25 protein-coding genes and 2 pseudogenes are annotated in these 22,571 nt (G+C 41.3%); 9 read left to right on the top strand and 18 right to left on the bottom strand.

Annotated features, from left to right (window positions below; all coding sequences use genetic code 11):
• Positions 1-107: 107 nt before the first annotated feature.
• Complete coding sequence (locus APA_RS02610; RefSeq protein ID WP_236579380.1) at positions 108-794, bottom strand: hypothetical protein; 687 nt, start codon at positions 792-794, stop codon at positions 108-110.
• On the opposite strand from APA_RS02610, the gene APA_RS25045 reads away from it, so the two are divergent.
• The 5 genes from APA_RS25045 (at position 781) to APA_RS02590 (ending at position 2,206) form a co-directional block, all read left to right on the top strand.
• Positions 781-969 (top strand): hypothetical protein, encoded by a 189-nt coding sequence (locus tag APA_RS25045; protein WP_236579379.1) that lies wholly within the window; start codon positions 781-783, stop codon positions 967-969. The two genes, APA_RS02610 and APA_RS25045, sit on opposite strands and share 14 nt — an antisense overlap.
• A gap of 47 nt (positions 970-1,016) precedes the next feature.
• A complete protein-coding gene (locus APA_RS02605) occupies positions 1,017-1,226 on the top strand; it encodes a hypothetical protein (RefSeq protein ID WP_201320766.1) in 210 nt (69 codons plus the stop codon).
• Positions 1,216-1,476: a type II toxin-antitoxin system RelE/ParE family toxin gene (locus tag APA_RS02600; RefSeq protein ID WP_201320765.1), complete on the top strand. Its 261-nt coding sequence runs from the start codon at positions 1,216-1,218 to the stop codon at positions 1,474-1,476. The genes APA_RS02605 and APA_RS02600 overlap by 11 nt, the downstream gene beginning before the upstream one ends.
• A gap of 133 nt (positions 1,477-1,609) precedes the next feature.
• Positions 1,610-1,942, top strand: a complete 333-nt coding sequence (locus APA_RS02595; protein WP_201320764.1) for a DUF6883 domain-containing protein — start codon at positions 1,610-1,612, stop codon at positions 1,940-1,942.
• 18 nt (positions 1,943-1,960) lie between these two features.
• Positions 1,961-2,206 (top strand): DUF4926 domain-containing protein, encoded by a 246-nt coding sequence (locus APA_RS02590; RefSeq protein WP_201320763.1) that lies wholly within the window; start codon positions 1,961-1,963, stop codon positions 2,204-2,206.
• A 55-nt stretch (positions 2,207-2,261) separates the two neighbouring features.
• Here the strand turns inward: APA_RS02590 and APA_RS25660 are convergent.
• The 8 genes and pseudogenes from APA_RS25660 to ftsH form a co-directional block, all read right to left on the bottom strand.
• A pseudogene (locus APA_RS25660) lies at positions 2,262-2,396 on the bottom strand (type II toxin-antitoxin system HicA family toxin); the annotation flags it as partial.
• An 86-nt stretch (positions 2,397-2,482) separates the two neighbouring features.
• Entirely contained in the window at positions 2,483-2,698 is a 216-nt protein-coding gene (locus APA_RS02580; RefSeq protein ID WP_201320762.1) for a type II toxin-antitoxin system HicB family antitoxin, read from the bottom strand.
• Positions 2,699-2,837: 139 nt separating this feature from the next.
• Entirely contained in the window at positions 2,838-3,521 is a 684-nt protein-coding gene (rnc, locus tag APA_RS02575) for a ribonuclease III (RefSeq protein WP_201320761.1), read from the bottom strand.
• Between the two features lie 85 nt (positions 3,522-3,606).
• Positions 3,607-3,903 (bottom strand): HNH endonuclease, encoded by a 297-nt coding sequence (locus APA_RS02570; protein ID WP_201320760.1) that lies wholly within the window; start codon positions 3,901-3,903, stop codon positions 3,607-3,609.
• Positions 3,904-4,344: 441 nt separating this feature from the next.
• A complete protein-coding gene (locus APA_RS02565; protein ID WP_201320759.1) occupies positions 4,345-4,677 on the bottom strand; it encodes a DUF5615 family PIN-like protein in 333 nt (110 codons plus the stop codon).
• Positions 4,674-4,904, bottom strand: a complete 231-nt coding sequence (locus tag APA_RS02560) for a DUF433 domain-containing protein (RefSeq protein ID WP_201320758.1) — start codon at positions 4,902-4,904, stop codon at positions 4,674-4,676. The genes APA_RS02565 and APA_RS02560 overlap by 4 nt, the downstream gene beginning before the upstream one ends.
• Before the next feature lie 115 nt (positions 4,905-5,019).
• Positions 5,020-5,347 (bottom strand): annotated as a pseudogene (locus tag APA_RS02555) (GNAT family N-acetyltransferase); the annotation flags it as partial.
• Between the two features lie 72 nt (positions 5,348-5,419).
• A complete protein-coding gene (ftsH, locus tag APA_RS02550) occupies positions 5,420-7,285 on the bottom strand; it encodes an ATP-dependent zinc metalloprotease FtsH (RefSeq protein ID WP_201320757.1) in 1,866 nt (621 codons plus the stop codon).
• Positions 7,286-7,455: 170 nt separating this feature from the next.
• Here ftsH and APA_RS02545 point away from each other — a divergent pair, with 170 nt between their 5' ends.
• Positions 7,456-7,641 carry an element excision factor XisH family protein gene (locus APA_RS02545; RefSeq protein WP_201320756.1) on the top strand — a complete coding sequence of 62 codons (186 nt, stop codon included), beginning with the start codon at positions 7,456-7,458 and terminating at the stop codon, positions 7,639-7,641.
• Positions 7,629-7,970: a XisI protein gene (locus APA_RS02540; RefSeq protein WP_201320755.1), complete on the top strand. Its 342-nt coding sequence runs from the start codon at positions 7,629-7,631 to the stop codon at positions 7,968-7,970. The genes APA_RS02545 and APA_RS02540 overlap by 13 nt, the downstream gene beginning before the upstream one ends.
• A gap of 420 nt (positions 7,971-8,390) precedes the next feature.
• On the opposite strand, the gene APA_RS02535 is transcribed toward APA_RS02540, so the two are convergent.
• From APA_RS02535 to APA_RS02520, 4 genes are all read right to left on the bottom strand, one after another.
• Complete coding sequence (locus APA_RS02535; RefSeq protein WP_201320754.1) at positions 8,391-11,129, bottom strand: response regulator; 2,739 nt, start codon at positions 11,127-11,129, stop codon at positions 8,391-8,393.
• 164 nt (positions 11,130-11,293) lie between these two features.
• On the bottom strand, positions 11,294-15,520 hold the full coding sequence (locus tag APA_RS02530) for a PAS domain S-box protein (protein ID WP_201320753.1): 4,227 nt from the start codon (positions 15,518-15,520) through the stop codon (positions 11,294-11,296).
• Positions 15,521-15,544: 24 nt separating this feature from the next.
• Positions 15,545-17,767: a caspase family protein gene (locus tag APA_RS02525; protein WP_201320752.1), complete on the bottom strand. Its 2,223-nt coding sequence runs from the start codon at positions 17,765-17,767 to the stop codon at positions 15,545-15,547.
• A 170-nt stretch (positions 17,768-17,937) separates the two neighbouring features.
• Positions 17,938-18,609, bottom strand: coding sequence for a Uma2 family endonuclease (locus APA_RS02520; RefSeq protein ID WP_201320751.1), 672 nt, complete (start codon positions 18,607-18,609; stop codon positions 17,938-17,940).
• A 133-nt stretch (positions 18,610-18,742) separates the two neighbouring features.
• On the opposite strand from APA_RS02520, the gene hemW reads away from it, so the two are divergent.
• Both hemW and APA_RS02510 read left to right on the top strand, forming a co-directional pair.
• Positions 18,743-19,918: a radical SAM family heme chaperone HemW gene (gene hemW / locus APA_RS02515; protein WP_201320750.1), complete on the top strand. Its 1,176-nt coding sequence runs from the start codon at positions 18,743-18,745 to the stop codon at positions 19,916-19,918.
• 117 nt (positions 19,919-20,035) lie between these two features.
• Positions 20,036-20,224 (top strand): hypothetical protein, encoded by a 189-nt coding sequence (locus APA_RS02510; protein WP_236579376.1) that lies wholly within the window; start codon positions 20,036-20,038, stop codon positions 20,222-20,224.
• Between the two features lie 115 nt (positions 20,225-20,339).
• Here the strand turns inward: APA_RS02510 and APA_RS02505 are convergent, their stop codons facing one another.
• The 5 genes from APA_RS02505 to APA_RS02485 all read right to left on the bottom strand — a co-directional run.
• Positions 20,340-20,609 (bottom strand): type II toxin-antitoxin system RelE/ParE family toxin, encoded by a 270-nt coding sequence (locus APA_RS02505; protein WP_201320748.1) that lies wholly within the window; start codon positions 20,607-20,609, stop codon positions 20,340-20,342.
• Complete coding sequence (locus tag APA_RS02500) at positions 20,606-20,866, bottom strand: hypothetical protein (RefSeq protein ID WP_201320747.1); 261 nt, start codon at positions 20,864-20,866, stop codon at positions 20,606-20,608. The genes APA_RS02505 and APA_RS02500 overlap by 4 nt, the downstream gene beginning before the upstream one ends.
• Positions 20,867-20,940: 74 nt before the next feature.
• Positions 20,941-21,852: a GIY-YIG nuclease family protein gene (locus APA_RS02495; protein ID WP_201320746.1), complete on the bottom strand. Its 912-nt coding sequence runs from the start codon at positions 21,850-21,852 to the stop codon at positions 20,941-20,943.
• 263 nt (positions 21,853-22,115) lie between these two features.
• Entirely contained in the window at positions 22,116-22,376 is a 261-nt protein-coding gene (locus APA_RS02490; RefSeq protein ID WP_201320745.1) for a DUF4926 domain-containing protein, read from the bottom strand.
• Positions 22,376-22,571, bottom strand: a 196-nt coding sequence (locus APA_RS02485; RefSeq protein WP_374101337.1) for a DUF6883 domain-containing protein, incomplete at its 5' end; no start/stop codon positions are given. The genes APA_RS02485 and APA_RS02490, both read right to left, overlap by 1 nt.

Below are 22,571 nucleotides of genomic sequence, written 5' to 3'. Positions count from 1 at the left end.
ATATCTCTAAATGAAAATAGGCAAAGCTATCATTTTTTCTCTATGGTTATCATAAACAGAGCAAAAAGGGGGCGCTTCGCGCCCCCTTTTTGCTCTTTATCGAATATCTAATAATCGTCTCTAACAGCAAACGTAATCGTTTGCTTCGTCACTACATTAATTACAGTATTGGGTTCAATCACGGTCACCTGTGGAGCTGTCACGTTACCAACTAACACTGAGGCAGCCGCACCACCAAGAATATCGATAATCTGGACATTGCCACGCAGTACACCACCGAGGACAGCTCCTGCGGCTCCACCGATACCAGCATCAGTCAAAATTGCACCTACACCAGTTTCGCGAGGATCTTTGATGTCATTAATCAAATCAGATTCAGCTTGAAGCCTAACGGTCGCACCACGACTGGTAAACTTTTGGGCGACAAACCTAGAACCACCTTCCGCAGGTACAAATTGTCCCTCGATCACTGCCCCCGCAGGAATCAACACTGTGCCATTGTTTGCGGCGATATCTTGAGCAACTAAGAGACTTGCCGCGACAGTTTCGCCCTTGGCAATGTAAAGGGTATCTTGGCGATTAATTTTGGTAGCGATCGCTTGACCAGCAGGTAAACTCAAAGTCGAGCGAAACAATTGAGCAACTTGGTTTTGAGGAGCTTGAGTTTGTTCAGCTTGAGGATTAGAAAATCTGGTTTGGGTTATCTTTGCTTGAGACTTATCCTGCGATCGCCTTGAAGATGCGACACTTGGACTCGCAATTAGCAAAGAAGTGGCAGCTATGCTAATTGCCATACTTACCGACGAAATAGCTGCTAATTTTGAAATATGTTTAGCATTCATAAATGCCTCAGGGGATGCCCATAAGTTCTATCTAGATAGACTAACCAAGGTTTGTTTTTGTTCCGATTGCGATCGCGAAAAGTTTCAAGTTAATCAAAACTGCGATCGCCTTACTAATTTATATTGACGACTACGTTAGAATTAATTAAAAACAAGTAGTAGAGACGTAATGTTATGCAAATAAAAGAACTCACTACCGAACAGTTTCGCTTGCTGGTTCGTGAAGCTGTGATTGAAGTACTAGAAGAATATATTGATCTAGATGAAGGGAAGAAGTTAAAAAAAGCAGTTGTGGAACGTTTATTGCGACAACAACAGCAATCAATTGTTATCCCTGCTGGTCAAGCTATGCAAGCATTAGGGCTTAATTGGGATGAGCTATAGCATTGATTTTACTTCTGAGGCGATCGCCGATCTTGCGAAAATTGATCGCACCAATCAAATACGGATAGCCCGTAAAATCAAGTGGTTAGGTGAAAATTTTGAACAAATTACGCCTCTATCGCTTACTGGCAATTTATCAAGCTTTTTTAAGCTGCGTGTTGGAGATTATCGAGTTATTTACGCGATCGCACAATCACAAAAAAGCGTCACGATCCATCAGATTGGACATCGCAGGGAAATTTATGATTAGACAAATGATCGCAAAAATCCTCAAGTCACTCAAAACTGCGATCGCATTTCCCATCCAATAACCAATTGCGATCGCACACATTGATACACATTGATTATGCTAGGCTCAAATAAAGTGATAGACGCTGAAGCATATGAAAATCCCGAATAGCGATCGTGCAGTTATTGAGCCGTCAAAGATCACTGAATATCTACTCAATAGTGAGCATAAGCGAGGTGGTTCAAAAGCTAAATTGTTGATTCAGTATGGATATTCAATAGAAAATTGGCAACAGTTAGAATCAGATATTCGTAGATTTCATCTTGTTGTAGATGCTAATGTAGTTAAAGAAACTATATATGGTGTGAGATATGAAATCAGCGCAAATCTGCTGACTCCGATAAACAGGCAGTTATTTGTTAAGACAGTCTGGCAAATCGATAAAGGTACAGATTTTGCTCGCTTAATTACTTTGGTTCCCGATTAGCAATATTTGGAGGCTGCTATGAATTTTTCACTTTACTCGGATGTCATTCTATTAACTAATCTACCTGAAGAATGTATTTATGCTGGGGATATTGGAACGGTGGTAGAACGGCATGATGTAATTGGTTTGGAAACTGGTTATAGTGTTGAGTTTTTCGATATGCTTGGTAATACAGTTTCAGTTGTCACTTTGCCGATGAGTTATTTCCGTTTGCCAACTCGTGCGGATAGACCTGCAATAAGGCTAATGGCTAGCGCTGCATAAGATCGAATTTCCCCATCCAATAACCAATTGCGATCGCAAAATTCAAAACAGCGATTTACAGCAAGTCTCTAAGTTCATCTCTTGTGATCTGACAATCTCTTATAATTTGTGAAAGTAGTCCAGTTCCAATATCTTCACCAGAATGAACTGGAACTACTGTGCGTCTACCATCAGCATGAATAAGAATATGATGACTACCTTTTACTCACGCCACATCAAAGCCAATTTTCTGTAGAGCTTTGATTAGTTGGTTTCCTGTCAAACTTGGTAGCTTGCTCATACTTCTACTACAATTTTCTGTATGCCTACAAATTCTGTGGATGGACTGTCTTGATTCTCAAATTCTAGGCATATTTCTGCTGCCTCTTGAATGCGTACCATGAGAATATCAAGAGATTTTGCTTGGGTATGGCAGCCTTTTAAGTTAGGAATCGAGGCGACAAAATACCCGTCAGAGTCCTTTTCGATGACTACGTTAAATTCTCTAATCATTTTTGACTAACTCGCTTATCTTGATTTGCCTAAATTGCTTTCAGCTTATTGCCTTAGTCTACTATAGGTTAACGAAGTAAAAGCGATCGCCAAGATACTCAAGTCAATCAAAATGCCAATTGTGTTTGGAATTGAGGATTTAAAGCAATCCTCGTTTTTTCAGTTTAGCCAGTGCATCAGCAGCAGCTTCTTTTTCGGCATCTTTCTTGTTACGACCTTTGCCTTCACCACAAATTTTGCCATTAACGTAGACTTTTGCTAGAAATTCTGGAGTATGAGACATTCCGCCAACCTGTTCAGTGTCATACGTTGGAGGAGTCGTTGCTCCATTTGCTTGCACAAATTCCTGAAGTTTATTTTTGGAATCTATACTTGAGCGAACAACCATGACATCTTTTGGTACAGACTCAAACAGTTGCTCTATCAAAGGACGAAGTGTTTCGATATTACGATTATTATCTAAGTAATAAGCACCAACAACTGCTTCAAATGTACTGCTCAGAATATTTGGATTGGTAAAACCGCCTTCTCTTTTTGCCCCTTCTCCCAAGCGGATTCTAAAATCTAGTCCAACTTCAGTAGCAAAACGAGCGAGTTGCTTTTCATCCACAAGTGCAGAACGTCTTCGAGTCATTTCATCTTCAGCCATTTCAGGATTTTGTCCATAAAGGTACTCCCCACTAATGAAATTGAGAATGGCATCGCCAAGAAATTCTAGTCTTTCATTATGTCCAGATTCATCAAAGTTTTCATTAACAAAAGAGCGATGAGTAAGCGCACGACGAAGTAATTTTTCGTCATTAAAAATCAAAAGTTTATGCATTTTTATTGGGTTTATTTGTTAGAAATATAGTTGTTTAAATCAACTAAAACCTAAATATAAAATCTAGATTTTAGTTGAGCAAAAGCTATTTGCCAGAGTTATTTAAAGAGGAATTTCTATACTTTTGTGGGGCAGGGAATGAACTATTGCCTTGAGGGAAACTAGATGGCTTCTTTAGTGGTGGTGGTACGGGGTTATTACCACGATCGTGATTACATGGCTTACAAGCAATTTTCAAATTGTCGATATGGTCAGTTCCACCTAAACTTTTAGGCACAAAGTAATGCTCAATGGTTCCATGAGTAGGTAGAAACCAACCACAATAACAACAACAAGAACCGTCACGGTGGGCAATTTCACGACGCATTTTTTTCTTATTCATAATTTGTTTATTTTGTTAGCTAGTGTTTAATTAGCAGCAAAATATCAGTTTAGTTATGCAAAATATTCCTTCCAACAAATGTAGAAAGAGCAATTATGCATGTTGGTAAACGTCTTAAGAACACTACGCGAACCTCTGGATTTAACGCATATTCTATGCATTGAATCAATATCGCTTTAAGAATAGTAGACTACCGATTCCTCAGAAATGCTAGTTCAAAACATAAACCATGCGTTAAACCGAGAAATGCGCGTAGTGTACTTAAGACGTACACCCAAGCTACTGATATTCGCTTGCATAATTTGACTATAACATGAGCAAGCTTATTGTCAATAGTTTTCTAATGAAAAACTTACTGAGTTATTATTTTATTTACAATGAATAAATTTATTGGATTTTTAGTGTGTTGAGTGATCAGATTTAGAAACTGAGTGATCGGATCTAATAAATCTCAAGGCAATCTATATTTGAACTGTTTCTTAATTCCTGAATTACTTCTAATCCAGAACGTAGTATTTTCTCAATCTGGCTTGTGGGAACATTTCCACAGCGCAACCAAATCACTTTAGGAGGAGAACCATACAAACGACTTCTCTCCGCAAAATCTGCATCTTGAGTCACAATGCAGAAACCACTATTCTTTGCAAACTCCCATATCTCCGTATCAGTTTTATCTGCCAAATCATGAAACTGAACATGGCTACAGTTTGGGAAAAGATCGACCAATCTCCCCACGAGCTTACGACTCAAGTTTTGATCGAATAGTAATCTCACGCAGCACCCACAACAGCCATCAATCTATGTTCTCGATCAGCAGCAAACTCCAAACAAGCCCTGATATCTTGCTCTGTCAATTCTGGGAAATCATCTAAGATTTCAGCATGAGACATTCCAGATGCTAACCAACCCAAAACATCATATACAGTAATACGCATTCGACGAATACAAGGCTTACCACCTCGTTTATCCGCCTCAATTGTAATAATGTTTCGGTAGTTCATATTTGCCTCTTTTTAAGCAATAAGCTAGTCAAAGTCTAACACAGGGAAATGGATGATGTTTATCTATATACCAGTTTAAGATAGGTCAGTAATATCCCAAAATTGCTTGATTTATTTACGTTAAAGATGAAATTGCATCGTTGATCGTAATCATCACGGTCATCGGCGCAATAGGCGAAACCGTAAAACCACACTTCTCATAAAATTGCTTTGCCTCTTCAGAAATTGCTTCCACTAAAATCGCTCTAATTCTCGCAATTTCAGAAGCCTGTAAAGTGCGAAGTATCGCATCCCTTAGTAAGGCTTTGCCAATTCTCTTACCCTGCCAATTGAGATCGACTGCTAAACGTCCAATAATCATCACAGGAATGGGATCAGGCATATTTCGCTTGACTTTGCCTGTGGAAAGGGTCTGCGCGATCAGCACCATTTGCTAAGCAGTAAAGCGGTTACAAAGTCTTTAAGAAACCAAAAAGCCGCGCATTGCGCGGCTTTTTGGTGATGTAACGAGATTTTTATACGTTAACTTCAGCAGGCTTGACTTGAGATAGCAAACCAGTCAGGAAATCACCCTCGATAACTTCTGTTTCTAAAAGCTTCTCAGAGATCGACTCTAGTAGATCGCGATTAGCATTGAGAATCGCTAGCGCCTTTGCATGGGCATTCTCGACAATGCTTTTGATTTCCTTGTCGATCGCTTCCGAAGTGGCAGGGCTAACATTGCGAGCCATCTCCATACCGCCGAGGAATTGATTTTGTTGCTTTTGGTAGGCAAGTGGCCCCAAAACTTTACTCATGCCGTAGCTAGTCACCATCTTGTCAGCGAGATCAGTAGCGCGTTGGAGGTCATTGGATGCACCAGTGGTGATGCTACCAAAGATGATTTCTTCCGCCGATCGCCCACCGAGTAGAGTCGCAATTTGGGCTTCGATTTCTTCTTTGCTCAACAAGAAGCGATCTTCTGTTGGGAGTTGCAAGGTGTAACCGAGAGCTGCCATACCGCGAGGCACGATGGAGATTTTCTCAACTTTACCGCTACTAGAGTTAAGCGCTCCTACTAGAGCATGACCAACTTCGTGATAGGCAACAATCCGCTTCTCGTTCTCATTGAGAACGCGACTCTTCTTTTCTAGACCCGCGACAACCCGTTCTACAGCTTCGGCAAAGTCTTCAAGCAAGACAGTTTCACGTCCAGCACGAGCCGCAAGTAGCGCCGCTTCATTCACGAGGTTAGCAAGGTCAGCACCCGCAAAACCTGAAGTACGTGTTGCGATCGTCTCTAGGTCAACACTCTTGTCGAGAGTGACTTTCGCAGCGTGGATTTTAAGAATTTCTAAGCGTCCGCTCTTGTCAGGGCGATCGACTAGGACTTGGCGATCGAAACGACCTGGACGTAATAGTGCTTGGTCAAGGGTCTCTGGGCGGTTAGTTGCAGCGAGAACGATCACTGTCGTTCCATCAACACCAAAGCCATCCATTTCCGTGAGCAACTGATTGAGAGTTTGTTCGCGTTCATCGTTACCGCCATACATACCGCCGCTAGAGCGAGCCTTACCGATCGCATCAAGTTCATCGATAAAAATGATACAAGGCGATTGTTTTTTGGCTTGCTCAAACAAATCGCGTACTCGTGAAGAACCAACACCGACAAAGAGTTCCACAAATTCAGAACCAGAAATGCTGAAGAAGGGAACACCTGCTTCACCAGCAACTGCCTTAGCCAGCAAAGTTTTACCAGTACCTGGGGGGCCAACGAGCAATACGCCTTTAGGAATCCTTGCGCCGATTTTGGTGTACTTCTCTGGAGTCTTGAGGAACTGCACAATTTCTTGGAGTTCTAGTTTCGCTTCATCGACACCTGCAACATCGGTAAACATAGTTTTGGTCGCTTCGCCTTCGACATAGACCTTGGCTTTGCTCTTACCAATTTGCAAGCCACCAGGTGCACCGCCACCGCCACCGTTACGACTAAAGAGTTGGAAGATACCCACAAAGATTAATGGGGGAATTACCCAGCTAAGCAATGTACCGAACCAGCCCGATTTCTGTACAGGCGCGGCTGCAAATTCTACACCACTCTTTTCGAGGCGTTCGGGAAGATTTAAGTCAAAAATTGGGGTGGTGGAAATCACATCACCAAGGATATCAGGGGTGACACCTTTTAATTGATAGGTGATTTGGTCTTGCCCGATATATACACGCGCTACATGTCCTTCTTCGATTTCATGCACGAAGAGGCTATAGGGAACACGCGCCACTGGAGGTGCAAATAAGTTTGGTAAAAATATATTTATAATGAGCAATCCTGCACCGATCAGCAATAGGACATTGCCAATCAAACGAGCGCGCGATCGCTTGGGGTCTTCTTTTTTTACAGCCATTTTTTTATACTTTAAGATTTGTTGCTGAAGTCATTATAGAAATGATGGTTTACTCGCGCTAGACTGAAAACGTAGGGATAGCCGCCTGTATCGCTAGGAAGATAAACACCAAAAAGCAGCGCCTTGTGCGACTTTTTAGTTATCTACGATTTGATATGAAATAATTATGTATGACAAAAGATTTATATCACGATCTCGTTAAACACGCCCTTGAGAAAGATGGGTGGGAAATAACTCATGATCCCTATGAATTGCGTGTAGGTGGAGTTGAAATGTATAGAGTTGTGCAGCGCAGTCAACTTAAGCTTTTGGTTTATGACTTAGAGAAGGAGATTATTGAACAATGGATAAAGTAAATGTCTATAGGCAATATATTCAACAACTAATGCAAGCAAGAGCGCATCGATCTATGCAATCTTCAAAGGAAGTCGAGGCTCAGACTATTTTTGATGTGGAGCGCGATCATTATCAGTTAGTTTATGTAGGTTGGAAACATAATGATATAAGAGATTATGGATGTTTGTTACATCTAGATATCAAAGATGAAAAGATTTGGATTCAATACGATGGGACTGAGGGTGGTATTGCCTATGAACTATTGAAGCTAGGCGTACCAAGGGAAGATATTGTATTAGGATTTCAGCCTCTTAGAGTGCGTGCTGATACCGAGTTTGCAGTAGGTTAAGAAAAAAAGAGAGCTGCGGTGCGAAGCACCGCAGCTCTCTTTTTTTCTTAACTAGAGTGACTACAGCTATATTTCATGCGACTTGATAAACGAGCACGCGATCGCTTGGGGTCTTCTTTTTTTACAGCCATTTTTTTATACTTTAAGATTTGTTGCTAAGGTCGTTATAGAAATGATGGTTTACGAGCGCTAGACTGAAAACGTAGGGATAGCCGCCTGAATCACTAGGAATATTTATAGCAATTTAAGCTTTGCTTAGGACATAAAACCCAAAAGATGAGTGGCGGTGCTTCGCACCGTCACTCATCTTTTGGGTTTTGATTTTTCCTATATATCTCTTACATTGCTATATATTAGGAAAAATCAAAACCCAAATAAATGAAGGGCGGCGCTTCGCACCGCCCTTTATTTATTTGGGTTTTATGTGCTAGCTATTTCTTGCAAAAGTTGTTGAATAATCACAGTGAGCTTGCTTAGGCGCACTGGTTTGCTAGCATATTCATCAGCACCTGCTTCTATACATTTTTCCCGATCGCCCCTCATGGCGAGAGCCGTCAGTGCAATAATCGGAATGTTATGTATTTCTGGATTAGCACGAATTAGTTTTATTGCTGTCAGTCCATCCACTTCAGGCATTTGAATATCCATCAAAATAATATCGGGCTTTTGCGCGATCGCCATATCCACAGCTATTTTGCCATTTGAAGCTAGCAACAGTTTATATCCCCGACTTTCCAGATAGCTCTGCATGGCTTCGATATTTGCGGGATCGTCTTCAGCGATGAGAACTGTGTAAGGAGTATCTCTCGCTGCAATGTCTATAACTTTATTGGACATTGCAGGGGATAGATTCTCAAGATTATCATTGGCAGTTAGATCATGCTGATAGGGAAGCCTAATCCGAAACTTGCTACCTTTTCCCAATTCACTTTCAAAATCAACTGAGCCTCCATGCATTTCGGCAATCTTTTTCACCAAAGATAAGCCTAAACCCGTACCTGCATATTTACGATTGAGGGCGCTGTCAATTTGGACAAAGGTTTGGAACATCTTACCGACATCTTCTTGAGCAATACCAATACCTGTATCGGTCACCAAAAAATCAATATAAAACTTAGATTGTGTCTCTTCATGACTAATTTCGGATATTTGAGCCTCTAAGGTGACCATGCCGCCATCGTTAGTGAACTTTACGGCATTGGTGAGTAAATTGATTAGTGCTTGACGTATTCGTAATTCATCAACTTGGATATAGGCAAATTGAGGTTGCTTTAACTGATCGGAAATATTGAAGATGAGTTGAATATTTTTTTTGAGTGCTAGTTGCCTAACAAAAATGAGACTATCGTTACAGAGTTTCTTGATCTCTATGTTTTCGATGTGTAACTCTAGTTTGCCAGATTCAATTTTGGCAAGATCGAGAATATCGGTAATTAGGGCAAGTAAATGCTGCCCACCATTTTCGATCATCGTAATTGCTTTCTTTTGCCGATCGCTCAATTTCCCTAAAATCTCTTCTTGCAATGTCTCTGACATGCCTAAAATTGCATTGAGAGGGGTGCGTAATTCATGGCTCATATTTGCCAAAAACTCGTCCTTGAGGCGAGTGGCTCTTGCTAATTCGATATTTGTGAGTGCTAACTGTTCGTTGTTTTTTTGCAGTTGTAATTCGATTTGTTTGCGCTCTATTAGTTCTATTTGTACCTGTAACTCGCTTTGTTTGAGGTCGGCTGTGCGCTGTGCCACCCGATCTTCTAATTCTTGATTTAGAACTTGTAGGGCTTTTTCTACTTGTATTTTTTCTGCTAGTTCTACTTGTAACTGTTGATAGAGATTAGCTTGAAAAATCGCGATCGCCATCTGATTACTAACCTGATGAAACAGATCAGATTCCCATGGCTGCCAAGAATGTGGATTATGGTTATGAGCAACTAGTAAACCCCAGAGGCGTTCATTTTCAATAATTGGCGCAACCAGTTTAGATCTGACTCCAAGGCTGTGCAGAAAATCTCTGAGGCAAGGTGTTATTTCATCGAGATCACAATCATCGACAAGATAGACTTTGCCTTGAATGTAGCTTTGATAAATCTCACGGGGAAATATTTCTAAAGGGAATTGAATCTCTAATATTTTATTTAATTGATCATCCACCGATTCCGCCACTGCCTTACCGCTGCCATCGGCAAATATTTGATAAGCCAAGATGCGATCTACATTTAAAGTCTTTCTTAGTTCTGTAACTGCTGTATTTAAGATTGCTGACAGATCAAGGGACTGGCGAATATTTAGGGTCAGACTAGCTACGATTTTTTCGCGCTCTAACTGCTGATGTAATTCCAATTCATTTTGCTTACGGAGCGTAATATCTTCTTTGACAGCAACAAAATGGGTGATTTCGTTTTTAGCATTTCTGATTGGTGAAATGGAAGCTAGTTCCCAATAGAGTGAGCCATCTCGCTTTTTATTGTGAAACTCGCCATACCATTCTTGACCTTTAGTGAGATTTTCCCAGAGATGTGTATATTCCTGTTCGGGTGTATTGCCAGATTGGAGAATACGGGGATTTTGACCAATTACATCTTCTAGGCTATAGCCTGTCAATTCTTCAAATTTAGGGTTTACATATTCAATATTGCCTTGCATATTTGTAATCATAATAGATGCAGGGCTTTGCTCTGACACCTTAGAAAGGATTTGGAGTTGTTCCTCCGCTTTTTCACGTTGGGCGATTTCGATTTGAAGTTGTTGATTTTGTGAGGCTAAATCTTGGCTGAGACGACGCAGTCTTAAATGCAACTCTAATCTGGCGATCAATTCCTCTTCTTGGAATGGTTTGGTAATATAGTCTACGGCTCCTAAGCTCAGTCCTTTAACTTTGTCTGCGGTACTAGCGAGAGCTGTCATAAAGATAATCGGAATATCGCGAGTAATTTCCGATTGCTTGAGCTGTTGGCAAGTCTCAAACCCGTCTAGATCGGGCATGAGAATGTCTAGCAAGATTAGATCTGGCAGGGATTTGGTGATTTTCTGAATTCCACTCAGTCCATCCATTGCCACCAAAGTTTTATAACCAAACGATGCTAGGGTATGGGTTAAAACCTTAACATTTGCAGGATTATCATCAACGATAAAGATAATTGGTGGCTTTGAGATTGACATATCTAAATCTTGAGAGTGGTCTTGATGAGCCTATACATAATCGCAATTATAGAGCTATAAAGATGGTTATTTGCTGATTTCTATAACAATTAGTACTTACGAAAAAAAAACGAAATGTAGGGTCAATTCATGAATTGCCCCCACGGTAAAATAGGGTTTTCAGGTCAGTTTTGCGTAAGTCCTAACAATTTCAAAATACTCTGTTCGTCAAAGGCTTGTGCTAGGTCTAGTAATCTATACGCAAAACCTTGGTATTGAGGATCGAGTTGGCTAATTCTCTGAGCTTCTTGCTCGATCGCATTGAAATCACCAACATCCAAAGCCTTAAAAATTTCTCCTAGCTCTGCGTTTGGTGGTATCACTAGGTGATCATCACTATTAACGACTGGATTCAACATTGTTAGTGAATGCTCACAAATCCAAGATAGTTGCAGATGTTCTTTCAGCTTATCTAAGAGAATAATTGAATCAATAGGTTTTGCTAAAAATTCATTGCAACCAGCTTCATTACTTTTTAGCCTCTCTGTCTCTAAAACGCTAGCAGAGATAGCAATGATGGGGATGTGTTGAAATTCAGTCATTATCCTTAATCTCCGCGTCATTTCAAACCCGTCAAGTTCAGGCATTACTAAGTCGGTAATGATCGCATCTACAGAGTTTGTTTGCGCCATCTCTATACCACTATAACCATTATCTGCTTCTAGGACGATAAAGCCTAATGGCTCTAGTAAATGCTTGATTACGACACGATTGATCCAGCGATCATCGACTGTTAAAATTGTTAACTTTCGACCTTGATAACCTGTAATTCGTTCGTAACTATCGCTAGGTGTATTGCCATTATTCATTGGAGAATTTATGGCCTCGACTTCAGGTAGCTCTAGATCAAACCAAAAGTAACTCCCTTGATTTAGCTCACTTTTGACTTGGAGAGTAGAACCCATCATTGCTACTAATTTTTGAGAAATCGCTAAGCCCAAACCAGTGCCTTCAGGACGGTTTTTGCGATCGCCTACCTGCTCAAAGGGAAGAAATATCTTTTTTAGATGTTGGGGGGCAATACCTTTGCCAGTATCGGTAATCGCAAAACGAATTTTTGGCGATCTAGGTAATGTGTCATCATCGACACTATCTGACTCTAATGGAGCGCTTGCTGGGACTAAATCCACTTTTAATTTCACATGACCGCTATCGGTAAATTTGATCGCATTTCCTAAAAGATTTAGCAAGATTTGACGCAACCTTTGCTCGTCGGCAAGAACATGGGTCGGAATGAGATCGGCAAATTCATACAAAAACATCAAATCCTTTTCTTCAGCTTTGATGCGGCAGATTTGGGCAACTCCTAGTAACAGATTTGGCAAGAAGATCGCTTTGGGGAAAAGATCGAGTTTTTTCGCCTCAATTTTTGATAAATCCAGAATCTCGGCAATTAAATCTAGTAAATGCGAACCACATTGTTGAATGACATTAAAGCCGTCAATTTGTTTGGCGGTTGCATCAGGATCTCGTTGCAGAATCTGAGCATAGCCCAAGATGCCGTTTAGGGGTGTCCGCAATTCATGGCTCATGCTAGCTAAAAATTCACTTTTCGCTTGGTTGGCAGCTTCTGCTTGTTTCTTAGCTTTGGCAAGGGCAATCTCGTTAGCTTTGCGATCGGTGATATCCATTGCCATTGAGATGACAGTACGTCTGCCATCAGCAATCCGTCCTAGAGGAGCCGAAGCAAAATCCCAAATCCTCTTAGATCCGTCCTTTGCTTTGATTTTATATTCACCTTCCTTATGCTTTTTATTCATAGCGTAGAGAGTATTGATGTAATCTTGGACATCTGATTGCTGGCTTTCATAGGCTTTAAAAGTCCAGTTTTCAATCGTGGGGATATCTTCAATACTATAGCCACTCAACTCAGTCCAAGCCTCGTTGATTTGTAATACCTGTCCACCTTCAGCATGAACCATGATCGGAAAAGGAGCAGAAATAATGGTTCTACGCATTCTCTCTTCACTTTCTTGGAGGTCTAGTTCCATCTTTTTTTGTTCAGTGACATCCATAGCCATACCAATGAACATCTGTTTCGTATCGCTAATATGTGAGAGTAGTGCCGAGTCAAACTTCCAAATGTGCGACGATCCATCTGCGACGGTAATCTCAATGTCCTTTGCTTCTATGCTAATTCTATTACTATCATCAAATGGCTTAAGTGCTGGTAATTTTTCCTTGCAGAATCGATCTGTCCATGCAGTTATTTCTCTAATGTCGCGATCGGCGAATCCCGCGCGATCGACCCAAGCGCGATTAATTTGCAAAGGCTTAAGACTGCCTGAATAGAGAACGATCGGAAATGGTGCATTCACGATCGCTAAGCGAAATCTCTCCTCACTTTGCAATAGAGTCGCTTCTGCTTGTTTGCGACGTTTCTCGGACTCAGCAAGGCGGAGTGCTAAACAGATATCATCGGTTAATTCGACTAGTAGTTTTACGACATCATCATCAAAGAATCCTACTCCAGCAGAATAAAACATAATTGCACCAATGGGTTTACCTTCAGGTGATAAAGGTAATGTTGCATTAGCTTTAATATTATATTTTTGGACGATCGCTTGCCAAGGCAAAGTGCATTCACTATTTGCATAGTCATTAGTGATGACAACTCTATTCTCTCTAATGGCAAGCCCTGTTGGGCCGTGAGCAATGGGCAAGGTTGGATCGATAGAGATTTGAATTTCCTTGGTATAGGCGATCGCTTCACCTGCGGCTGCTACCACTTCCACGATCTGAGTTTCAGGATTAGGAATACCCACCCAAGCTAATTGAAATCCACCATAGTCGATCGCAATTTGGCAAATTTCAGACAATAGCTGTTGTATATCTTGAATGCGAACGATCGCTTCATTAGCCTTACTTAAAATGGTATAGAGTTTGGTGGAGCGTTCGAGTTGATATTGGATCTTGAACAGAGTCGTTAAGTTTTGAACGAATATGAAAAAACATCCATTATTTTTTTTGGCAAAATACGAAACACCGAGTTGCACGTCAATAATATCGCCATTCTTACGCTCCCATTTTTGCTGTAAGCGCTGTTTTTTCATGCCGAGGATATTGGCGACAAATTCTTCAGGCTTAAAGTCATCACCAATGACCAAATCAAAAACAGTCAAAGACAATAACTCATCGGTACTGTAACCTGAGATCGCCCCAAAGGAATCATTTACTTCCAGAAATTTACCATCGCTATCAATCATGGCATAGCCATCAAGGGAAGTGTCGATCGCCGTGGCATAAAGTGAGGTATTTTCGGCAATTATTGCTAATCTTTCCACTTCTGAACTTTGTTCTAAGGATTTAAGGGCTAATTTCCCTGATTTTTTAACTTGGTAAGTAACATACAGCAAAAATCCTATTAATATAACCGTAAGACTGCTAATCGTAATTGCTAATTGTTGTAGATGTGCATCTGCTTCGCTAACGTCAATTTTGGAAATCATTAACCAAGGCGTACCATTGACTCGGAGGGCTGCGGCAATTACAGGCTCATTTCGGTAGTCTAGGGATTTTGCGATGAAGGGCGAGTCCTGAGATTTGATAGCCTGTACGGCAAAAACATCAGATTTATCTAGGGATATCGTAGCTTCCAACACAATTCTATTGTCGTGACGTAGAGCAGTGAGATAGCGTAGTAAATTATCTTCTTGCCTAACTAGGAAAGTTTCGGCAGTGCGACTAGATGTTGGCCAAGAATCTAGCAACGGAATCAAATAATTATTCGGGTCAGCCTCAAAGTAAACTGCTCCTATTAGAGCTTTTTTTTGATCGTAGACGGGAGCTAATATGCCATAGACAACTTTTTTGCCCTTGCTAGTCTCGATCATATTGATATCAATCAATTCAGGCTCGATGAAATCAGGAACAGATTTGATTTTTTGGGCAAAGGTATTGGCTACGGTTTCAGGTAAATTTTCATCCGATTCTGCCTTCCAAACTGTCCTGCCTTGGCGATCGAGCAAGATGATTTTTTGATAACCATAGGCTGTTTTTGTAGACATAATTGCAGGCTGTAGGTTGGCAGCAAAGACTCTTGATGCTTCATCTTGAATAGGATTTACATTCGCCTCTATGGTGATTCGCACCGTTGGTCTGCCAGCAAAAATCTTCACATCGGCTTTGCGCTCCTTTAGCCATTGTTCAATTTGCTGTGATTTTAATTTGGCGATCGCCAATAAATTTTCTTCAGTATTTCGTTGTATTTGCGCCCCAAACCATTGGAAAGCCCAAAAGCCACCGCTAGATATGCCCACTAAAGCGATCGCCAAACCCCAAAACAAATTTCTGGTAGCTAATAGATACTTGGATGGATTGCTTGCTCGATCCGTAGGCAATTTGTTTGGCATTGCGTTCACCAACTGAATTAAAAATTATGCAACTTGATAGTTAAAGTTAAAGGTTGCCCATTGTTGGACATCTAACATCCATGTGTCATTTATATTAGCGGCATTACCAAACTCTGAAGGCTTGCCTGCGCGATCGAGATCATCTAGTAGAGATTGCGCGACTTGTAATGGATTGGGAATAGAAATTAATCCATTCAGAGATGAGGCTTGGCGTTGAGAAGCTTCTAAAATTTTGGCAACCTGTAAAAGTGGCGATCGGCTAATCACAATATATACATCGACCATGCCTTTTGGAGCAGAGACAGCCCAATTCATTGGTGCTTTGGGATAGGGAATAGTTAGAATTTCCGATGGTGGAATGATGCCATCGTTGGCGTAGGGAGTGGCAATAAAGTTAGGTGTGAGAATCTTACTGCGCGGATCGAGGCAAAAAATTCGCATATAGAGAGGCCGATCGCTAAAGTTTTCGATCTCACATTCGAGGCGATCTCCGATATTAATGGGTTTAGTGTGCACTGTATTGCTGGCGGCATTGACTGGAATTAGCGCCGCCCGCGCCGCAAATTTACTAGCCACAGTGACAGCTCGTTCATCGACACCGATCATCGCTTTGAGCGTGACACGCACATCGAGATGGGTTGCGGCTTGATTTTCAGTAGTACGGATTAGCTTTGCCGCGAGTAGGCTTTCAAGGAAGGGTTGTAAGCGCTTAATCGCCACACCTACCGACTCACCCACGGAACCAAAGGAGCCAAGAATCGGTGTATGTCCGACTGTAAATAAACCATAGCTTGCCGACTGCACTCCAAATAGACAATCAGCGCATTGTTCATTGGCATTTACGCCAAACATATTCGGCAAAGTCGAGAAGGCACTGGTGGCATCAACGCGCTCAATTTTGCTCAAGCCGACATCAAGGGCGATCGCTAATTTGACATTGTGCGAAATTGCTCGCATTACTTCCTGAAGTAATTGCCCTGTTTCTAATTTGGGATTGATGCTGTGCTCGGTTAAAACTTCAATTTTGCCGTTAAATCCATTGCGCGATTTGAGTTGAACTGTTGCTTGTGGGTTAGCTGGAATCGATTTGAGAACAGACTCTGTTTCTGGTTTATTAGAAGTCGTCGAAGTGCTTGCGACTGCCACCACATTCAAAATTGCACCAGCCGCGTAATTACTCAAAACGGCGATTGGTAAACCCGCCAGATAGACATCCGCCGTATGGCGATCGCTACTGCTATTAATAATCACACCATCGGAACCAAAGTCAGGAATTGGTAACATCTCGGCAAATGTACTAGTAGCGATCGCCTTTTGTTTCGCCGCTTCAACTTCCCACATATTCGTAACTTGTTTCTCGATCGTGAGATTGTCATTGTGCAAAGCACGGCGATCGAGGGTAGTTGCCAAGTCACTCATCACCACATTGATCTTCGTCGCAGGAACGCTCTGCCAGAGTTGCTGCACTAGGGCGTAGGTAAATGCGCCACTACTAAAGCCCGACCACTGCGCATCGGCACAGAGCATATCGCCCGATGCTGCGCGTAGGGTTGTGCCAATTAGTTTCTGATCAATGGGTTGTTCGCTCGGTTCACTGACAGTCGGTGGTTGCCAGTTTTTCAGTCCAACTCGCGATCGCAAACGGAAATTGCCAATTGCCGATACATTCGGATAGTAAAAGCCTGCATCGATGATATTCAAAATCCGATCCGTGGCGATCTCTTGCAGCCACCCCTGCCATTCCTGTTCCGTAATGTCCAGTAGGTTTTCCAAATTTTGAGGCAAGCCACTATCTACAGGCACAAGCGTATTGTAATTGCCGAGACGCGAACCATGTCCGCTAAAGTGCACGATCACCAAATCATCTGGTAAAGTCTGGGCAACTAAATGGGTCGCGATCGCATCGGCAATATTACTGCGAGTAGCGTCGAGATCGGTCAGCGTCACGATATCTTGGGTCGCAAAGCCAAAGCGATGAATTAGTAATTCCTTTTGTAACTCCACGTCATTGACGCAACCATGTAAAGGCAACCATCCATTCGCAGTTGCTGACAATAAATTTTGCGTTTCCTCTTTAGCGTCATATTGATTAATCCCTATCAATAGCGCTCGTTTACGTTGTGTTGATGCAGTCGTTTGACGCACATATTGCTCGGCGGCAAATGCCACGCGATCGCGGGTAAAAAATTGCCATCCGATCAGACTAGTCAGTCCTGCTTGTAAGAATTGTCGCCGCGCAATCCCCATATTTCCGCCGTGAATTCCTTTGTTTTTTTGCGATCGCTCCTTTAATTAAAGCCGATGCAAGCCAACTCTTTTCAGTTGTTTTGCAAAATTTTCAACTAGATTTTTCAATGAGTAGAATTACTCAAATGAAAAAATGAGATGAGACGCAAAGCGTCTGATCTCATTTTTTGTTAAAGATTTTCTGGATCAACACCCATTTCTCTGAGCTTAGCTGCAAATTTTGCGATCGTATCTAGAGCTTGTTCTTTGGCGATTTTTTCGGTAGCAGCTTGTTCAGCTTGTTCGAGATAAGTTAAAAACCTAGTGCCATCAGGCTGAAAAATCTTGAGAGTTTCATCGGTGAGTTCAAAACGAATTCCTAAGCGAGGACTTGTCCAATTTTGAATATCGGCAATTGGTTCGAGATGATGATCGTCATGATTTCTTAACCAACCTACCAAATCATTGGCGAGATGATCGTAAACATAGTATTCCTCAACACCATAGGTTTGATAGAACTCAAACTTTCGCGCCATCTCCGAAATTCGATTCCCCCTAGATAACACCTCAAATACTACTTGAGGGGCAATTCCTTCTTCGAGGTGTTGAATGTAAGAACCTCTTGCGCCCTTTGGTCTACCAAAAACGACCATCACATCAGGAGCGCGACGAATTTCTGACTTTCCTTCTACAGGATACCAAAGCAAATCTCCCGCGATGAATACATCATTGTCGTCTTTAAAAAGAGCCTCTAATCCACCCTCAATCGTGACAATCCATTGATAATGCTCGGTACTTTCGGCACTTGGTTGCCCATCGCTACTAGGATAGATGATTTCTAATTTGGAGATTGTGTTGGTCATAGTTTTTGATCGGTATTTGGGGTTGATAAATTCGCGATCGCCAAGCAGCTAAATCTAATTATATAATCTCTTTATCCAATAATCAAAGGTTGGCGCGAAGCGCCAACCTTTGATTAATTACCGCATCGATACCTTGAGCCAAACCTTTCCTAAATCGCTATATATACATATTCCCTTTTGCAAGCGACGCTGTTTTTATTGTGACTTCGCGATTACTACTGGCGGTGAGAATCTTAAGCAGCAATATGTGGATGTGTTATGTCAAGAAATTGCGCTCACTGTCGCTGAGATTCCACCATTGGAAGCTTTGCAAACGATCTTTTTTGGTGGTGGTACGCCATCTTTGCTATCGGTAAAGCAGCTTGAGCAAATTCTAGAAGCGATCGCAAAAAATTTCGCGATCGCTCCTAATGTTGATATCTCTCTCGAAGCGAATGCAGGAACAGTGAGTCTGGAGAGTTTGCAAGGTTATCGCAGTTTGGGTGTAAATCGGATTAGTCTGGGTGCACAGGCTTTTCAGCAAGAGTTATTAGATGTCTGTGGGCGCGGTCATAGCGTTGCTGATATCTATGAAGCTGTGGATGCAATTAAGAATGCTGGCTTTGAGAACTTCAGTTTAGATTTGATTGCAGGGCTACCCCATCAATCGATGGCAGATTGGCAAGATTCGCTTCAGAAGGCGATCGCATTAGCACCTAAACATCTATCGATTTATGACCTCACGATTGAAGAGGGAACTGCGTTTAATAAGCGCTATCAAGCAGGTGACAATCCATTACCAACAGAATCCCATACAGTCGAGATGTATACATCCGCCCATGAGTTACTTCCATCTGCGGGTTATGAACATTATGAAATCTCGAATTATGCTCAATTTGGTTATCAGTCAAGACATAATTTGACCTATTGGCACAATCAGCCTTTTTATGGAATGGGTATGGGCGCAACTAGTTACATCGATCGCCAAAGAATCGATCGCCCTCAAAAGATGCGCCAATATCTCGATGCGATCGCGCTCTGGCAAAGTGCAGGAATTGGCTTTTCGGCTCCGATCATTGAACCTGCGGAGGAGTTAATGGATTCACTCATGCAGGGTTTACGATTAGCGGAAGGTTTGAGCTTGAAGGCTTTGCAAGTAGCCTATGGGAAAGAACTATGCGATCGCGCCTTGCAGATTCTCGATCGCTATCGTGAGAAGGATTGGGTCAGGTTTGTGGAACAGTCTGAGGATGTTCGTATTATGTTAGTTTCTCCCGATGGTTGGTTATTTTCTGATATCGTCATTGCTGATTTGTACGAGAATTTGTAGGTTGAAGGTTTGATAGGCGATCGTTTTTTCGTGCGTGGCGATGATGATGAAGGTTTAGAGTAAAATTAAACCTAGATGGCACTCATGCCCCTTACCTTTTTCCCGTTGAGTAAAATTATGGCAATGTTAACTGTTGATTTAGAAACTTCAGCAGATGTATTGGGAACTACGCCCGATCGCTTTTTGGCATGGTTAAAGCGCGAAGATTTGCATAGTTTGCTCTATTTCAACGATACGCCGCAGATTTCTATTTTCACGCTGGCAAAGATTCTGGATACTACGCCTAGAGAATTGGTGGATTTTTAGAAGAAACTGATTTAGAAGATCGTTTAGATTTGCAAGATGCTCTAGAGGCGATCGCTGAGTCAGAAAGGTTAGGAGAGCAGCCAATTTCTTGAGAATCAGTGGTGGGAGAGTTAGCTTATGGGAAATAACGATAAATTTCTTTGCGATGCAGTACTCTGCAAAATGTAACAGTTTCGTTTTCAAAGATCACGCCAATTCGATAATCTCCTACTTTGATTCGATACGCATTTTCATACCCCTGTAGCTTTTTGACATTTTTGATATCTGCCAACCCAGCAAGTTTGGGAATTTCCTCAAATACAAGGTTGTTGATGGGTTTGAAGTAAGGGGTACTTCTGAGAGCTTTAAGTTCTTTCAGAAAACTTGGAAGATAATTAACGTTCATTCTCTTTCCAGTTCGGCAAGTGCTTCTTGGAGACTAAGAGGCTCTTCATCCTTGACTTCTCGCATGGCATGGACAAGCCCTAAATCTTCAATCGCTTCGACAATTGCAGGATCTTGAGAATGGATTTCTGACACTGGCGTAACGCTTTCTCGAAACAAACGGATAATCTGCAAAAGGTTTGACCAATATTGCTCAGGGATTTTGTCTAGCTCATTGGCTAATTCTTCTACAAATATGCTTGGGTTATTAGTGGACATCTTTATCATTCCTGAATGCAAAGTATTTTTAGGTTAGCATAATGAAAGTTTAGCGATGATGTCTGTTAGCAAGGTCAAGAATCTACTAGTTGAATTTGTTTGTTGGCTTTTGATATTTCTTGCTTCTCAATATCGCGCAATGCTTTGCCAGAAGAGTCTTTCCATTCCAATAGACCGTTTGCACTACGTCCCATTATTACCATTGCTGCTGCTGATGGACTACTAAACAAATAATCGGATTTAAAAACAAGTTTATCTTCGACTTTAACAATAATTTCATTCTCAATAAGTTCATCCCTCAACTTGTTAAGCCCTTTCTCACGATATGACTTAACCGTATCGGTCGCAATCTCAGAATTGCGAAAAACAACAAATCCATCCGATGCTCTTTTGCCTTTTGCGTTAGCACCTCTAGTTGCATTTATGTATAGTTTTTCATCATTATTGCTATTGGCTAGCTCTTGCTTTATAAGAGGCTCGAAAACCTTAAAGCCCATCGTATTTATGAGAATTTTGATATACTCAATAAACTCCTCCATTTCTGCTTTATCAGACTCTGAAATGGAGCTTTTTGTTGGAATGTTGCTGTTTTGCACCTCATACCTAGATGCCATATTCGCAATTTCAAATAACCTGGACTCTAGATATTTTATATGTGCTTTATTAAGGTTCTCGTCTTTACTAATAAATACGACCGCTTCATTCCAAAATTCTTTTTCTGAAACATGGTAAACAAGTCTAGAATAAGCATTCTCAGCCTCACCAATGTAAACTTTCGCCTTATCTGTTGACGTTTCAGGTCTTCCAAACAACAAGTAAACTGTTGTGCTTCTAAGATCCTCTCTGTCAGAGCAATCTTTTACTTTGCCTCTAGGAATTCTGTAAGCTTTTCCTGTCCAATTAGATAATTCACATATTATCCTTCCATCTGGGTCTGAATCCATTAAAAAAAGTTTTATTGTTTTTCCGTATTTATTTGCGTACATAAGATTTACTTGAAGAAAGTCTACGAGCCATAATGCAACTAAGGTTTAATTTTGAGGTTAAGAACAAATTATCGTAGATCATACTCTAAGTCAAACGTGATCGCCTTAACGATCTATCTCCTAAAGGTTTTGCTGTAGGCGATCTCTGCTTGATGTTAGAGAATAGGGGATCGGGTGTATTGGTAATAAGGGGCGATCGCTGGTTGATTTGAGGGAATAGGAGATCGGGTTTGTGGGTGATGAGTGGCGATCTCGTAAAAACCTTAAGCCGCCACAAGCTCGTACTGCAAAGTAAGAAATTCATTAGATTTCAAATAGGCGATCGCAAACTCACACCCATCAGAATCTGCAAACTCCACCAGATAGTCAATTCCCTGATTATCCTGATGAATATCCACAATCGTACCCACCAAACCCACTGGCAAAGCTGAATTAAAATCATATTCTGCTTCCATCAGTGAAAGCCTATCTATAGAAATTGGTTTTAGAATAGCGATCGTATCAAGTAACTGTGGAGTTTTCATTATTTTTCTCTCTTCAAAAAAGCACTAATCAAACGCGGATAACCAGCCTCAATACTAACTTCCCAAATAGTTCTCAGTTCAGTACCTCCTGTATTAGGGATTTCCCAATCTACTTTATATTCCTTACCAAATTTCGTATTACTCTCCTGTACAACTTCACCTTCAACTGCCGCAATTTGAATTAATTCAACCAAG

The organism is Pseudanabaena sp. lw0831 (assembly GCF_016584665.1).
Taxonomy (GTDB): domain Bacteria; phylum Cyanobacteriota; class Cyanobacteriia; order Pseudanabaenales; family Pseudanabaenaceae; genus Pseudanabaena.
This window is presented reverse-complemented; position numbering and strand designations above follow the sequence as displayed.